This window comes from Variovorax sp. FG153 (assembly GCF_057809595.1).
On record NZ_JBMDKG010000002.1, the window covers coordinates 47,348 to 62,804 of the forward strand.

5 protein-coding genes are annotated in these 15,457 nt (G+C 69.3%); 2 read left to right on the plus strand and 3 right to left on the minus strand.

All coding sequences use genetic code 11. The annotated features are described in order from the left end of the window. Position 1: 1 nt before the first annotated feature. The 3 genes from ACODT0_RS03320 to ACODT0_RS03330 form a co-directional block, all read right to left on the minus strand. The gene (locus ACODT0_RS03320) at positions 2 to 7,144 is read right to left on the minus strand and encodes a hypothetical protein (RefSeq protein ID WP_489040569.1); all 7,143 of its coding nucleotides are present in this window, start codon (positions 7,142 to 7,144) and stop codon (positions 2 to 4) included. Between the two features lie 250 nt (positions 7,145 to 7,394). After that, entirely contained in the window at positions 7,395 to 10,271 is a 2,877-nt protein-coding gene (locus ACODT0_RS03325) for a hypothetical protein (protein ID WP_479672039.1), read from the minus strand. Between the two features lie 232 nt (positions 10,272 to 10,503). Further along, the gene (locus ACODT0_RS03330) at positions 10,504 to 11,079 is read right to left on the minus strand and encodes a hypothetical protein (RefSeq protein WP_261210482.1); all 576 of its coding nucleotides are present in this window, start codon (positions 11,077 to 11,079) and stop codon (positions 10,504 to 10,506) included. Positions 11,080 to 11,453: 374 nt separating this feature from the next. On the opposite strand from ACODT0_RS03330, the gene ACODT0_RS03335 reads away from it, so the two are divergent. Continuing rightward, positions 11,454 to 12,017: a GNAT family N-acetyltransferase gene (locus ACODT0_RS03335; RefSeq protein WP_489040570.1), complete on the plus strand. Its 564-nt coding sequence runs from the start codon at positions 11,454 to 11,456 to the stop codon at positions 12,015 to 12,017. A gap of 227 nt (positions 12,018 to 12,244) precedes the next feature. Beyond that, the gene (locus tag ACODT0_RS03340; protein ID WP_489040571.1) at positions 12,245 to 15,451 is read left to right on the plus strand and encodes an efflux RND transporter permease subunit; all 3,207 of its coding nucleotides are present in this window, start codon (positions 12,245 to 12,247) and stop codon (positions 15,449 to 15,451) included. Positions 15,452 to 15,457: the final 6 nt, after the last annotated feature.

Sequence of the window (15,457 nt, forward strand, 5' to 3'; positions counted from 1 at the left end):
CTCACCGCTGCCCATTGGTCGCCCCGGTGTCCCGGCTCGCGGCCGCTGCGGGCATGGCCCCGCCCGTCGACGGAAAGCCCAGCGTGGTCTCGTCGAACTTGAAGCGCAGCCGCACGTAGGCGCCCTTGCTCGTGTATTCGTTGGCCGTGAGGTCGCGGTCATTCAGGCCCACGAAGTTGTAGCCCGCCGACAGCCACAGGTTCTTGTAGACCTGGTAGCCGAGCTCGAAGCCGAAGGTCTTCTGCAGTCCGCCGCCCTTGCCGTAGAGCAGGCCGGCCTGCACGCCCCAGTCCCAGTCCTGGTTGATGTCCTGCGTGTAGCGCGCCTGCACCAGGTGCGCCCAGTACGTGCTCGCGAGCAGGCCGTCGCTCATGCGGCTGAGCTTGCCCGCGTAGCGCGCCATCACGACGCGTCCGGGCGCGGGGTTGTAGTTGAGGTGGGCCGAGACGATGTCGGCGCTGGTCCTGCCCGGCAGGCTGGCGCCGTTGTCGGCGCCGAACACGCTGCTGCCCTGCAGTGCACCCGCTGCGTTGCCCGCGCCCACCACGTTCTGCGAGCGGCGCTCGTAGCGCGCGAGGGCGTTCCAGGTGTCGTCGTCCACTGGGCGATAAGCCACGCCGATCTGGTGGCGCTGCAGGTGGCGCTCGTTGCCGGCGTTGGTGCCCTGCCCTTGGCTGCTGCTCATGATGCTGCGCGCCAGCAGGCTCCACGAAGGATCGAGCTTGTAGGCGAAGCCCGCGCTCAACAGCCGCGTGTTGGCGTCGTCGCCGCGGCGCACTTCGAACACGCCGCTGGTCTTGAGCCGGTCGGTCATGTACTCGATGCCGCTGGTGACGGCGGTCGATTGCCCGAGCCCGCCCGCGTAGCCGGTGCCGTTGTTGCCGCTGTTGGCGTAGCCGCCCAGGTTGCGCGTGTGTTCGATGCCGCCGGTCACGCTGATGCGCTCGGTGAGCTTGACGGTGTTGCGCACGCCGATCGCGGCCTGCACGCCGCGGCCGTCGGCACCGTCGGCGAGGCGGTACTCGTTGTACACGCGCCCGCCCTCCATGTAGTTGCTCTCGATGCCGACGATGCCGGTGTTGTTGTTGCGCGCGCTGTCGAGCGCATAGGGGCCATAGAGCGAGGAGATCAGTTCGTAGCGCCCGTAGACGCGGGTCTTGTCGGTCACGGCGTAGTTGCCGCCGATGGCCAGCACGCGCTTGTCGCTGTGCTTCAGGTCCTGCTCGCCCTCGATGAAGAGCTGTGCGTTCGGCACCCACGGCAGTTGCGTCGACAGCCGCGCGCGCAAGGTGGTCAGGGTCTGCGTGTCGACACCGTTGGCGGCCACGGCCGCGCCCAGCACGGTCACGCTGTTGGCGCCGATGCTGCTGCTCGTCTGCGCGTTGTAGGTGGAGATCTGGCCGTAGTCGAAGCCCGAGTTCGAACCCATCGCCTCGTTGCTCTGGCCGTGGCGCAGCCCCACTTCCACCGCGGTGTGCTCGCCGAGCTTCTTCTGCGCGCTCAGGGTCAGTCCCTTGCGCTCGTCCGTCTGCGCGGCGTCCTTGCTGTAGAGCGCCTCGGCGCGCACGGCCAGCGTGGGGTCGATGCGGTATTCGGCACGCGCCGAGGCCTCGGTGCGGCCCGCCGAGGAGCTGGCACCGGGGTTGTCGAAGCCCTCGCTGGTCCTGGTCGCGAGCGCCACCACGGCGAGCTTGTCGTCCTGGTAGCGCGCCTCGATGCGCGCGCCATGGCCGCGGCCCTTCTCGTCGGACTGCGTCTCGACGACTTCGCCCGCCACGGTGGTGTTCTCGCCGAGGCGCGCGATGCCCGTGACCGCCTGCAGCTTGCGCCTGTTCTCGGGGTTGCGGTCGGTGCTGACCACCACGCCGACCTGCACGGTCTCGGCGACCTTGAGCTGCACGTCGACGCCCGCCACGGTGAACTTCGGCCCGCCCGAGTCGACCTCGTAGGTGACGCGGATCGACTGCGGATTGAGGTTCTGGTCGACCGAGGAAATCGCGCGCGTGAACAGGATGCGCCGCGTCAGCGGCTCGACCGTGTAGTCGACGAAGCGCGTGACCGCCGTGCGCTGCAGCACGATGTTCGGCTGGTTGCGGTCGCGCACCACGATCTCGACCTGCTCGCTGTTCTCGACGAACTCGCCATTGCTGCCGCTCAGGTAGTACGGCCCCGAGGTGCCGACGGCGCGGAACTCCTCGACCTGCTGCGTCTGCGCGGTGCGCGAGACGTAGCTGGTCGCGCGCACGCGCTCGTCGTCGTAGACATGCTTCAGGCCCGTGAGCGAACGGTTGCTCTGGCTCAGGTTGCGCACCTCGGTGCTGCTGGTGGTGGTGAAGTCGCCGTACAGCAGGTAGGAGCGGTTCCTGTCGATGCGCACATAGAGCTTCTGCGTGCTCTGCGCGTCGAAGCCCTTGACCGAGGAGTCGCCGTAGATCGGATAGAACTCGTCGGGCCGGATGTCGCGGAACAGGCGGCCCTTGCGCTGCTTGTCGGAGTCGTAGGCCGCGGTCAACAGGTACTCGCCCTTGATCGCGCCCTTGAAGAAGAAGGCGGCGCGTCCACCCGCGCGGCTGCTGCCGCCTTCGTTGCCGAGGCTCGTGAGCTCCGACTCGAAGGCCGCGCCGGCCGGCATCGCGCCCAGCGGCAGCTTGCCGCGCCTGGTGAAGTCGAGCACGCCCTCGACGATGCCCACGCCGATCATCGGGCGCAGTTCGGGCGTCAGCGCGAGGCGCACTTCCTTGACCAGGTTCGCGGCCGTGACGCGGATGCGTGCGTCGCCGGGCTCGCCGGGCGGCAGCAGCCGGAACTCGGCGCGGCCGCCTTCCATGAAGACCTGGGTGCCGGGTTCCTCGGGGTTCAGGTCCTCGGTGAGCCAGCGGCCGCGGTCGGCCTCCAGCGTGAGCTGGGTGCGCGCGGTGACGGGCACGCCGGCGGCGTCCGTGAGCCGCACGGTGACGACGACGGGCGTGCGCAGGTCGGCCTGGGCCGACGCGGGCAGGTCGAGCTCGATCGCCGAGAGCTTGTCGGGCGCGACCACCGTGATTTCCTCGGCCGCGCCGCGCGCGTTGCCGAAGCCGTCCATGGCCTCGAGCCGCAGCGTGTTGGCGCCGGGCTTGAGCGTCACGCCGATGTACTCCCAGGCCGCGAGCTGCTTCGAGGGCAGCTGCGACTTCTTGCCCACGCGGCGATCCTCCACCGCGGCGCCGTTCACGCTGAGGCGGAAGCCCGCCCCATCGCTGCCCTTGACGCGCACGTTGATCGAGGTGCCGGCCACCGTGTCGCGGTCCTTCAGGTCGATGAAGCCCAGTGCGTTGTTCTCGATCTGCGGCAGCAGGGTTTCGAGTTCCACCGGGCTCGGCGCGGCCGGCGCCAGCAAGGGCAGGTTGCGCGGCTCGAGCATCGCGCCGCCCAGCCCGATCGGGCGCGCGGGCGGGGTGCCGCCGACCGGCGCGAACAGGCTGCCGGCGGGACTTGTCGACGGCGTGCCGCCCAGCGGCGCATTGGCACCGAGCTGGTTGCCGAGCGTGCCGCCTATGGAGCCGCCGGCGCCGCCGACGAAGGTGCTCGGGTTGGCCGGCGGCGCAGGCAGCGCGATCAGCGGCACGGAGGTGGTCTGCACCGTGCCCGTGCTGCCGCCGGCCAGTGCCTGGCCCGAGGCCGGCAGGCCGCGCAGATCGCCGGCCGGCACCACGCGGCCCTCGGGATCGAGGCGCAGCCGCACCTGGGCTTCGGCCTCGGTGTCGGGCTTGGCCGCGATCGCGGCGCGCCGTGCCGCCACGTCGTCGAGCACCGCCTTGTCGTCGCAGTTGGCGATGACGAAATTGGCCTTGTGGAACTCGCCCTTCTTCAGGTCGAGGAAGCGGCTCTCGGGCGCGCCCGCGTTACGGTTGTCGAGGATCTCGAGGCGGGCGCCCGCGGGCAAGGTGAGCTGGTCCACGCGCAGCACGTGCGTCACCGGCTTCAGGCCGTAGAGGCTCCACTTGCCCTCGACGTCGGTCACGACGTGCGTGCCGTCCTCCAGGTACAGCCGCACGCCCGGCACGCCGATCTCGTCGGCGCCCTGCTGCCTGCCGTCGCGCTTGCAGTCCATGTAGACCTTGCCGAAGGCGAAGGCATCGTCGGAGAACACGCCGCCGGTGACGCGCAGCGTCCAGCTCGCGAGGTTCGACTGGATCGGGCCCGAGCTGGCGCGCGCGCGGTTGATCGCGTCGCCGTCGGTCGGCGCGCCGACGCCGATGCGCACGCGGTAGCGCACCATCGCCGACTGGTCGGGCGCGATGACCAGCGCGGGATAGTCGAAGCGCAGCCCCGGGCCGGCGCCGCCCGCGGGGTTCGGCACGATGGCGCCATTGAGCCGCGCGCTGTTGGCCACGTAGGCGAAGCCCGGCGGCAGCGTGTCGCTCAAGCTCACGCCGGTGACGGGAAAGCCGGTCTTGTTGGTGACGGTGAGCGCGTAGTCGACGAAGTCGCCGAACTCGGCCTGCCGCTTGCTGCCGTCCTTGCGCAGCACCAGGCCCAGGATGTTGCCGGGGTCCAGCGGGATGTGGTTGTTCGCGACCTCGCAGGCCGAGCCGTCGGTGTGGGTGCCGGTGCGCAGCTGGAGGTAGTGGGTGGTGGGCTCGCCGTTCTGCGGCGCCGCGGAGTTGGGCACCACGGCGCCGCAACTGGCGAAGCTGCCGGCGGTCGCGGGGAGGAGCTGCGACGGCGCGACGTAGCCGCTGCCCGCGGGCGGCGCCACCTTCAGGCCGTAGCTGCACATCGCGCCGGCCGGCGGCGGCTGCATGTGGAACTGGTAGGCGCCGTCGGCGCCGGTGCTCATCGAGACGCTGCCGTCGGGGTTGAAGGTGTAGAGGCCGGAGGTGCCGCCGTTGAGTTCGGCCGCGGTGATCGGCGTGGTCGCGCCGCTGCTGCACGACTGGCGCGCGTAGGTCGCCACCGCGCCGGCCACGGGCTGGCGCGTGAGCGCGTTGTAGACCACGCCCTGCGGATCGACGAGCAGCGACCGGACCGTGGCCATGGCGGCGGCCACCACCGAGCGCGGCGTGACGTTGACCGTGTTCTGCTCGAAGGCCGCGGCCCAGGCCTTGTTGTTCAGCGCGACCCGGCTGCCGATCGCGGCCGGCTTCTCGGTGACCCGCACGGTGAAGCTCAGCTGCTCGCTCTGACCGGCCTCGAGCGCGCGGCTGCCGTCCGTGAGGCTCAGCGCGACCTCGGTGGGGAACTGGAACGGATCGGCGCTGTCGTGGTGCGCGCGGTTGCAGGTGGCCCGGCCCGTGAAGCCCGGCGCCGCCACCAGGCGGCCGCCCGCCACCTTCGGCCGGCCCACCAGCTCCCACGACGCGACCTGGCCCTCGGCCTTGTCCATGTCGAAGCTGCAGTTGAGGTTGTCGATCAGCCGCAGGTTCGGCGCGGCGGCCGCGCCCATGTTGCTGACCTTGAGCACGTAGTCGAGCTCGAACACGCCCGGCGCCACGCGCCGCGCCATCGAGGCCTGCTTGCTCAGCAGCAGCGTCGGCAACTGCGTCGACACCGGCGTGGGCAAGCTGTTGTTGCCGGGATTGCCGTCGCCGTCGGGGTCGGGGTTGTCACCATTCATCGAATCGTCGAAGGCGACGGCCGTGCCGCCGGCCGACAACGCGCCCGAGGCCTTCATGCTGTTGAGCAGGGTGCCGGTGCGGCCCGTGAAGTTGATGCGCGCCTCGAACTCGACCGTGACCTGCGCGCCCGCGGGCAGCACGGCGCCGTCGGCCAGCAGCTTCTGCGCGTTCGCCGTGCCCTTGAAGGCGGGGTTCGCCACCGCCACGAGGCCGCCGCCGTTGCCGCTGGGCGCCGGCACGATCGCGACCGAGCCCGGCACGATGGTGTACTGGTTCGCAGCCGGCACGGCCGCGGCCGTGTAGCTGCCGAACTGGGTCTCGCCGGGCCCTTCCATGAGGTCGGTGGCCTGCGCGTCGTAGAGCCACGAGGCGCCGTAGTTGCGCAGCTTGACGCGGAAGCGCACGTTGGCGGTGCCGTCGGGCTTGCCGTCCGCGCCCTGGTTGAGCCGCGGCGCCGAGGCGGCCTTCGCCACGCCGATGCGCGCCTGGCTGGTGGCGATCACCACCGTGTTCGACGGCGCCGTCGTCGGGCCCGTGCCATCGTCGTACTGGCCCTGGGCCGTGTTGCGGATGTCGTCGCCAGGGGCGGCATCGACCTTCACGGCGAACTGCATCGCGATCGATCCGTTGCGCACCAGCGGCGCGGGGATGCCGATCGCGACCTCGATGACCGAGGCGTCTTCTGCCCGCTCCTTGCGGTAGCTGAACTCCGCGTCGCCCGGCAAGCGATAGAGCTTGATCGCGCCGGCCGCCGCGGTCTGCAGCGAGCCCACGATGTACTGGGTGCCTTCGGGCACCTTGTCGCGGATCAACACCAGCGCCATCGGCACGCGGTCCACGAGCAGCGGCGTGTTGGTCGGCGCCACGATGCCGCTCGGCTTCGCATCCTGCGCGCCGATGTTGGTGCCCGACACCGTGAAGTCGATGCGCGTCTGGCCCGGCACGACGAAGCCGGGGTAGCTCGCCGACTTGACGAGGCTCAGCGCCGCCGCATCGCCCACGACGACAGTGTCGCGGTTGCTGGCCTGCAGGCGCTGCAGCGCGGTGGTGGCCGTCAGCCCGAGGCAGGCCGTGCCGCGCGCCACCATCGGGATCGTGCCCTGCACCAGCAGCGCGGCCGCCTCGCCCGGCTTCAGCGTCAGCACGCCCGGCTTGTCGAGCGCGAGCACCGGGTCGACGGGATCGGACACGCCGTTGTTGTTGGCGTCGCGCAGCACGCGCAGCGCCGACAGGTCGAGCGTGTCGGCGGCGCAGCCGGCCGCGTTGTTCGCCAGCGCGATCGTGTAGCTCGAGGCGACGTTGCCCGTGTTGGTCAGCAGGTGGTTCAGCGTGACGATGCTGCCCGGCGGGCGGCTGAGGGTCTGGTCCTGCGTGAGCACCAGCGCCTCGACCGGCAGCACGGTGGCGATCACCTCGTTGGAGGAGATCGTCTCGGTCTGCGCCATGCCGCCGGGCACGTAGGTGCCGGTGGCGATGCTGCGGATGACCGTGCCGCCTGGCGCGGCCGTGGCATTCGCCTGTGCCATGCCGCCGAGCAGAAACACCATGCCTGCGGCGAGCGCGGCAGCGAATCCGCGCCACGATCGCAGGCTGGAGCCTCTGAGCTTGGAAGTCGACGACATGCGGTGAACTCTTGGAAAGCCCGGCAACGGGCCGGAAGAAAAAAGAATGGGAGACGAACGGGGGCTCCCTTTCCCTTGCGCCTTCGCACGAGGACGCAAGGGAAAGGCGAACGGCCTTGGAAGGAAGAAGGAACCGGCAGGCCGAAGCCCGCCGATCCCATCGTTCAGCCGACGCTTACTTGTTGACCTTCACCGAGAAGGTCAGCGTGGCCTTGCCGCCGGGCGCGACCGTGTTGGTCGCGCTGCCGCAGGACACGGACGTCGGGGTCGCGGCGTAGTTCGCCTGCGCGAAGGCCGGCGTCACGCCCGCGGAAGCGCACTGGTCCGACGGTTGCGCGCCGTCCGGTGCGGCCGTCAGGCTCGTATAGGCCGGCACCGCGTCGTTGATCGACATGTTGGTCACCGGCGAGGCGCCTTCATTGGTCGCGACGATGCGATAGACGATGCACTGGCCCGGCTTCACCGTGAGTGCCGCCGACGAGCTCGGCACGATGGTGCCCTTGCACTCCTCGTCCTTGGCCTGGAGCTTGATCAGGCGCATCTGGCCCGAGATGACGGTGCTGATGTCGGTCGCCGAGGGCGCACCGCACTTCGCCTGGTCCGGGAAGGTCACGGTGACCGTCGCCGTGTCGGTGGCACCGGCCGTCGCGCCGCCCGGTGCGAACACCTTGACGAGCAGCTTGTGCGCCTTGCCACCGCTCAGGTCCACGGTGGGGCCGACCTGGCCGTTCGCGCCCACCAGCGTGTCGCCGGTGTCGATCTGGCCGTCGCCGTTGTTGTCGATGTACAGCGCGGTGGTCCAGCCCGCGGTCACGTCCGCAGCCGGCAGGACCGCCTTGACGTTGAACTGCGTGCCGCAGCTCTGCGCGCCGGTGATGGTCAGCGTGTGGGCGTAGATCACCGAGCCGCCGGGAGCGACCTGGCCTTCGTTGTTCGGCGTCAGCGTGGCACCGTAGGTATCGGCCGCGATCACCTTCACCGCGTCGAGCTTGGTGTCGATCGCCACGGCGCCGGTGGAGGTCGGGCCGGTCGACTTCACCTGGAAGTAGATCAGCTGAGCGTCGACCGCAGCCTGCGACGCGGGCGGCGTCACGCAGGCATCGACCGCCATTTGCGCACCGGCAGCCACGTTCACCGTCGTCATTCCGCTCGCCGAGCAGGCGGCACCGCCGGCCACGAACTTCACCGTCCAACCGCTGGGCAGGCTGCCCGGGAAGTTGTTGGTCTGGCTCGCCGCGAGGCTGAAGGCGTTGTCCTTGGTGTCGTTGTTCCTGATGAACAGGTTGAAGACGGCGGGGGTACCGGCCGGTGTCGTCGTCGTGGTCGTCGGGGTCGGGCTCGGGCCCGTGCCCACGTCGCCGTTGCCCGCGTTGCCGGAGGTGCCGTTACCGGTCGGGGTATTGGTCAGGTCGACCAGCACGCCGATCAGGCTCGTCAGGATGTCGCGCGTGGCATCGAACTTGGTGCTGTCCTTGCTCGAGGTACCGCGAACGATGGCTTCGAACGGTCCGTTCGGCAGCGGCGTGGGCGCCGACAGCGTGACCGCCAGCACGATCCTGACGCTCTGGCCGGGCCGGATCGGACCGGTGTCGACGATGCCGTCGTTGTTGGTATCGATCAGCGGCGCGGAACCACCGTCGGCGAAGAAGCGGAAGGTCGAACCCGCGGGGAACTTGCTGACGTCGGCCGTGAGGTTCACCGTGTCGTCCGCGTTGCCGGTGTTGAACACCGTCTGCGGGAACTTCACCGTGGAGCCCGCGACGCCGGAGGCCAGGGTCGTCTGGTCGGCATCCGTCGTGAGCGGCGTACCCGCCGTGGCGTCCTTCGACGCAACCGGGCTCGCCGAGGCGTGCGTGGAGCCGAGCACGATGCCGTAGCTGCCCGACACCTCGAAGGGCGAGGGGTTGGTCGGCGTGGTCGGATCGGTCGGCGGGTTGGTGGTCGTCTTGTCGTCCGGCACCTTGGTCGGAACGTACTCGGCCTTGTTGGTCGTGGTCGTTCCACCGACTTCGGCGGTGCTGTTGATCAACACCACGAAGCTCACGGTCTGCGTCACGTTCGGGGGCAGCGAGGCCACCAGGAAGCTCAGCCGCTGGCCGTCCGCCAGGAAGTCGATGCCGACCGGATCGCCGCCCGCGCCGTCACCCAGCGCGGTACCGGGCGCGCTGCTCCAGACCGCGGAACCCGGCACGTAGGTGAAGCCGCTCGGCAAGGTATCGGCCATGTAGAACTTGCCGGCCGCGCCACCCGTGTTGTTGAAACGCAGCGTGTAGGTGGTGTAGAGGCAGTTCGGATCGTTCGACGTCGCGCCGGCGATCGTTGCTGGGCAGGAGGCCGCCGAACGCGGACCGCTGGTCCTTGCCGCGGGCCAGACACCGCCGTTGGCGACCCAACTGACCGCGGGAACGCTCAGGCTCTTGGAGGCGTTGAAGGCCGCGTCGGTGGTGAGCACCACGTGGTCGACGTCGGCCACCTTCTGGTTCGCCAGCTCGTACAGGTCGAGCGTGGCGGGCGCAGCGTTGATGGTCGCGGGCTGCGGCGACGTGAAGTTGGCCGCCGTCGCCGTGCTCGGAATCGAGTACGCCACGACGAACGGGAAGGTGCCGTTGCCGCCCGCGACTGTCTGCGCGGGCACCGTGCAGACGGCGCCCGGCGTGACCGAGCACAGTGCATTGGTGCTGTCGGGCACGCCGTCGGCGTTGGCATCGGCGAACACCTCGATCTTCGAGAAACCGTTCGGCGGTGCCGTGGTCGTGTCGATCGTGATGGTGAACTTGTCGGCGCCGTTGCCGGTGTTGGTCAGCACGTGGGGCGCATAGACGATCGCACCCGCGGCGCCGATCTTCTTGTTGATCACGTCCGTGGTGACCGTGGTCCGGCCGTCCAGGTTGAACGAGCCGACCTGCTGCACCGTCGTCTGCACGAGGTTCGAGGTCGCGAGCTGGCTGGCGCCATTCGGGTCGAGGTAGGTGGCCGAAGCCTGGTTGCCGATGATGGTGTTGGCAGGCGGTGCCGCGGCGAGCGCATCGGAGCTTCCGAACAGGAAGCTCATCGTCAGAGCTGCGGCGCCCGCCCAGAACGCACGCGGCACATGGCCGGCGCGACGGACTGACAAGGTAGGAATCACGGGGTTTCTCCTCGGTGGTTAAGGGTCTGAAAAAAAGACGAACGCACCCCGGCCGGCGATTTCCAGCAAAGGAAACCGGCACGAAAAAGCGGACGGGGAAAGAAAGAGGACGGGCCCTCGGCGCGACGCGAGGCCGGGGGCCGTCAGCGGCGCGGACTCAGCGTGCGGCGCGCGCGGCCTTGGCTGGCTCGGCCGTCACCGCGGAGGCAACGGGCGCGGCGGGAGGCACCACCTCCTCGACCTTGGCGCGCGCAGTGACCGCGGTCACGCCCTTGGCGGGCAACTGGCCCAGCTCCCAGCGCAGCGCGCGGTACTCGGCATAGGGAACCGGTTCCGGCTTGCCATTCACCTGGCGCGTCAGCGGCTCGGCCGCGAAGACGCCCTCCTTGGTCGCCGCCTTGACCAGCGTCGCGCCGGGCTTCGCGGTCTTGGGCAGGTACTCCAGCCCCTCGGGAATCGGGAGGTTGGCCACCAGGCCGCTGACGCTGCGACCCGTGTGATTGGTGTAGGTCGCCGTGTATTCCAGGATGTCGCCCGGTTTGACCGAGGCGGCCTCCACCAACTGCTCCTTGCCCTGCGGGTCCTTGATCACCTTGGACTGCTTGAGCACCACGGCCACGCCCTTGTCCTGAGCCGCGCCCGCCACCACGGGCGCGGCCTGCACGCCCTGCGCCGAGGCCAGGCCGCCCCCGCTCAGCGCCATGACCACGCCGAGCCCCAGGCTCAGTCGCACGGTCAGCCGGGCCAGGGGCCCGACAAAAGAATTCAAACGAAACGCACCATTGATAGACATGAACGATCTCAGCCTTCCGCAAGATTGAAAAACCACCCGGCGCTCGCAAGACGTTGCCGCAACATCTCTTCACGCCCGAAAAAAGAATGAACAATTATTCTTCATCACATCGCGAATTCGCTGATGAAATCGGCCATTGAATCGCTTATCCAACAAGAAACACGCAAAAAGCATTAACTTGTTCACGCACCAAGTTTGTGCTTTGTGGATTTTTGAGAGCATTCACTCTCTTTTTTGTGAGACCAAGTGTGTCCCGAGGCAGCCGGGATCGACCGCATTGACCCGCGGCCCCCCGCCGTGGCACAAAGCCGGCGATGGCAGCACCCGCCGAACCCGTCGCCTACCCGGCGCACCTCGTCGAAGACTGGCGGCTTCGCGATGGCCGCGCGGTGCGCATCCGCCCGATCCATGCCGACGACCTCGCGATGCACTCCGCCTTCGTCGCGGGCCTGTCCAACCGCACCGGCTACCACCGGCTGTTGTCCCCGCGCAAGCCCCAGCCCGACGAACTCTGGCGCATGACCCACATCGACTACGCGCGCGAGCTCGCGCTGATCGCCACCACCGAGGTCGACGGCGCCCGGCAGCAGATGGGCGTGGTGCGCTACGTGCGCGGCGACACGCCGGAGACGGCCGGCATTGCCGAGTTCGCGGTGGTGATCGCCGATGCCTGGCAGCGCCACGGACTGGCGGAGAAACTGATGCGCGCGCTGATCGCGGCGGCGCGCGATGCGGGTGTGCGGCAGCTGGCCGACATCACGCTCTACGACAACCTCGCAATGATCGCGCTGGCGCGCAAGCTGGGCTTCAAGGTGCAGCGCGATGCGGGCAACCCGAACGTCAGCCGGCTGCGCCTCGCGCTCGACCCGCCCGGCTGACTCCCGCCGGCAGGCCGGGCAGCCTCAGCGGCAGCTCGCGCCCGCTGCCGACGCATGCAAAGACCACCCCGCCCGGCACGCTCCATGCGTCGCCCTTCCCTGCCCATCGGAAGCGCCCCAAGCGCCCCGAAAAGCGCATCGAAAGGATTCAGTAACCAAGTTAAACAAACTTAAAACTACTTCCTTATGATGCGAAACCTTTTTTCGCCGGAAGCAGAGACCCGTCCATGGTTCAGCTCGCGTTGCGTCGTCCGTACACCTTCATCGTCATGGCGATGCTGATCGTGCTGGCCACGCCCTTCGTCCTCTTGCGGATGGCCACGGACATCTTTCCGGAGATCAACATCCCGGTGGTGTCCGTCATCTGGAACTACACCGGCCTGCCGGCCCAGGAGATGGGCCAGCGCATCTCGGGCCAGGTGGAGCGCGGCCTGACCACCACCGTCAGCGACATCGAGCACATCGAATCGCAGTCGCTGGCGGGCGTGTCGATCATCAAGGTGTTCTTCCAGCCCACCGCCAACATCGAGATGGCGATCTCGCAGGTGGTGGCCTCGATGCAGGCCCAGGTGCGGCAGCTGCCGCCGGGCATCACGCCGCCGCTGGTGATCAAGTACTCGGCCTCGAGCGTGCCCGTGATCCAGCTCGCGCTGTCGAGCCCGACGCGCTCCGAGAACTCGCTGTTCGATGCCACCGTGAACCAGTTGCGCCCGCAGCTCATCACGGTGCCGGGCGCGGCGATCCCCTTTCCCTACGGCGGCAAGAACCGGCTGATCTCGGTCGACCTCGACACCCAGGCGCTGCAGGCGCGCGGCCTGTCGCCGTCGGACGTGGTGAATGCGATCAACACGCAGAACCTGATCCTGCCCTCGGGCACCGCCAAGTTCGGCGCCACCGAGTACGGCGTGCGCATGAACGGCTCGCCCGATGCCATCGCGGGCCTCAACGACCTGCCGATCCGCACCGTGAACGGCGCCACCGTCTACGTGCGCGACGTGGCCTACGTGCGCGACGGCTTCTCGCCGCAGACCAACGTGGTGCGCCAGGACGGCGTGCGCGGCGTGCTGCTGTCGGTGCTCAAGAACGGCGGCGCCTCCACGCTGGACATCGTGGCCAATCTGCGCGCGATGCTGCCCGTGGCGGCGCAGACCATGCCGCAGGACATCAAGATCACGCCGCTGTTCGACCAGTCGGTGTTCGTGAAGGCGGCCGTCAAGGGCGTGGTGTTCGAAGCCATCCTGGCCGCCGCGCTGACCGCCGCGATGGTGCTGCTGTTCCTCGGCAACTGGCGCAGCACGCTGATCATCGGCCTGACCATCCCGCTGTCGATCCTGGCCTCGATCCTGGTGCTCTACGGCCTCGGCGAAACGCTCAACCTGATGACGCTGGGCGGGCTCGCGCTCTCGGTCGGCATATTGGTCGACCAGGCGATCGTGACCATCGAGAACATCGAGCGCCACCTGCACATGGGCACGCCGCTCAAGGAGGCGATCGAGGTCGGCGCCGGCGAGATCGGCAACGCGGCCTTCGTCTCCACGCTGTGCATCTGCATCGTGTTCGTGCCGATGTTCTTCCTCTCGGGCGTGGCGCGCTTCCTGTTCGTGCCGCTGGCCGAGGCCGTGGTGTTCGCGATGCTGGCCTCCTACCTGCTGTCGCGCACGCTGGTGCCCACGCTGGTGATGCTGCTGATGGGCGGCGTGCACGGCCAGCCTGACGAGAACGCGAAGCCGAGCGCGCTGCAGCGCGTGTACCGCGCCTTCGACCGCCGCTTCGAGCGCGTGCGCCGCGCCTACACGCTGCTGCTGTCGGCCCTGCTCTCGCGCCGCGGCGGCTTCATCGCGGTCTTCCTCGGCTTCTGCCTGCTGTCCTGCCTGCTCTATCCGGCGCTGGGCCGCGACTTCTTCCCGACCGTGGACGCCGGCCAGATCCGGCTGCACATGCGCGCGCCCACCGGCACCCGCATCGAGGAGACCGCGCGCCTCACCGACCAGGTCGAGGCCGCGATCCGCGAGCTGGTGCCGCCCGACCAGCTCGAGACCATCCTCGACAACCTCGGCGTGCCCAACAGCGGCATCAACCTCTCCTACAGCAACGCCGGCACCATCGGCACCTTCGACGCCGAGATCCTGATGTCGCTGAAGGACGGCCACCGGCCGACCGAGGAGTTCGTGACCACGCTGCGCGCCGAGCTGCCCAAGCGCTTCCCGGGCATCGAGTTCTTCTTCCAGCCGGCCGACATCGTCACGCAGATCCTCAACTTCGGCCTGCCGGCGGCCATCGACGTGCAGTTCAGCGGCAACGACATCGCGGGCAACGCGGCGCGCGCGGCCGAGCTCACCAAGGCGATCCGGCAGATCCCGGGCGCGGTCGACGCCCACGTGCACCAGCGCCTCGACGGACCCTCGGTGGACCTGACGATGGACCGCTCGCGGCTGCAGCAGTACGGACTGACCGCCTCCAACGTGGGGCAGAACGTGCTGATCGCGCTGTCGGGCAGCTCGCAGACGGCGCCGGCCTACTGGCTCAATCCGCAGAACGGCGTGGTCTACAGCATCGCGGTGCAGACGCCGCAGTACAACGTCGACTCGCTCGATTCGCTGCTCAACATCCCGGTCGGCGCGGCCGGCGCGGCGGCGGCACCCGGCGGCGCTCAGCAGCTGCTGGGCAACCTGGTCGACGCGCGCGCGGCGCGCCAGCCGGCAATCCAGTCGCGCTACAACATCGCGCCCGTGATCGACGTCTACGTCAGCGTGCAGGGCACCGACCTCGCGAGCGTGGCGAGCAAGGTGCAGGCGCTGGTCGACGAGATGCGGCCCAAGCTCTCGCGCGGCAGCCGCGTCGACATCCGCGGCCAGGTGCAGACCATGCAGTCCTCGTTCATCGGCCTGGGCGTGGGCCTGGCGATGGCGATCGTGCTGGTCTACCTGCTGATCGTCGTGACCTTCCAGTCCTGGCTCGACGCCGCGATCATCATCACCGCCCTGCCCGCCGCGCTGGCGGGCATCGCCTGGATGCTGTTCATCACCGGCACCACGCTGAGCGTGCCGGCGCTCACCGGCGCGATCATGACCATGGGCGTGGCCACGGCCAACTCGATCCTGATGGTGTCCTTCGCGCGCGAACGGCTGGCCGCGGGCATCCCGCCGCTGTCGGCCGCGCTCGAGGCCGGCGCCACCCGCATCCGCCCGGTGCTGATGACGGCGCTGGCCATGATCATCGGCATGATCCCGATGGCGCTGGGCCTCGGCGAAGGCGCCGAGCAGAACGCGCCGCTGGGCCGCGCCGTGATCGGCGGCCTGCTGTTCGCGACGGTGTCGACGCTGTTCTTCGTGCCCGCGGTCTACGCGGGCGTGCACAGCTGGCTCGCGCACCGGCGCGCCGCGCACGGCGGCGGCGCCCATCCGCCGGCCGGCGCCACCGCGCAGGAGCACTGAGCGATG

Coding starts and splice junctions, on each gene's coding strand:
- ACODT0_RS03335 (WP_489040570.1), top strand. CDS start 11,454: ATGGCAGCACCCGCCGAACCCGTCGCCTACCCGGCGCACCTCGTCGAA.
- ACODT0_RS03320 (WP_489040569.1), bottom strand. CDS start 7,144: ATGGTGTTTCTGCTCGGCGGCATGGCACAGGCGAATGCCACGGCCGCG.
- ACODT0_RS03325 (WP_479672039.1), bottom strand. CDS start 10,271: ATGAGCTTCCTGTTCGGAAGCTCCGATGCGCTCGCCGCGGCACCGCCT.
- ACODT0_RS03340 (WP_489040571.1), top strand. CDS start 12,245: ATGGTTCAGCTCGCGTTGCGTCGTCCGTACACCTTCATCGTCATGGCG.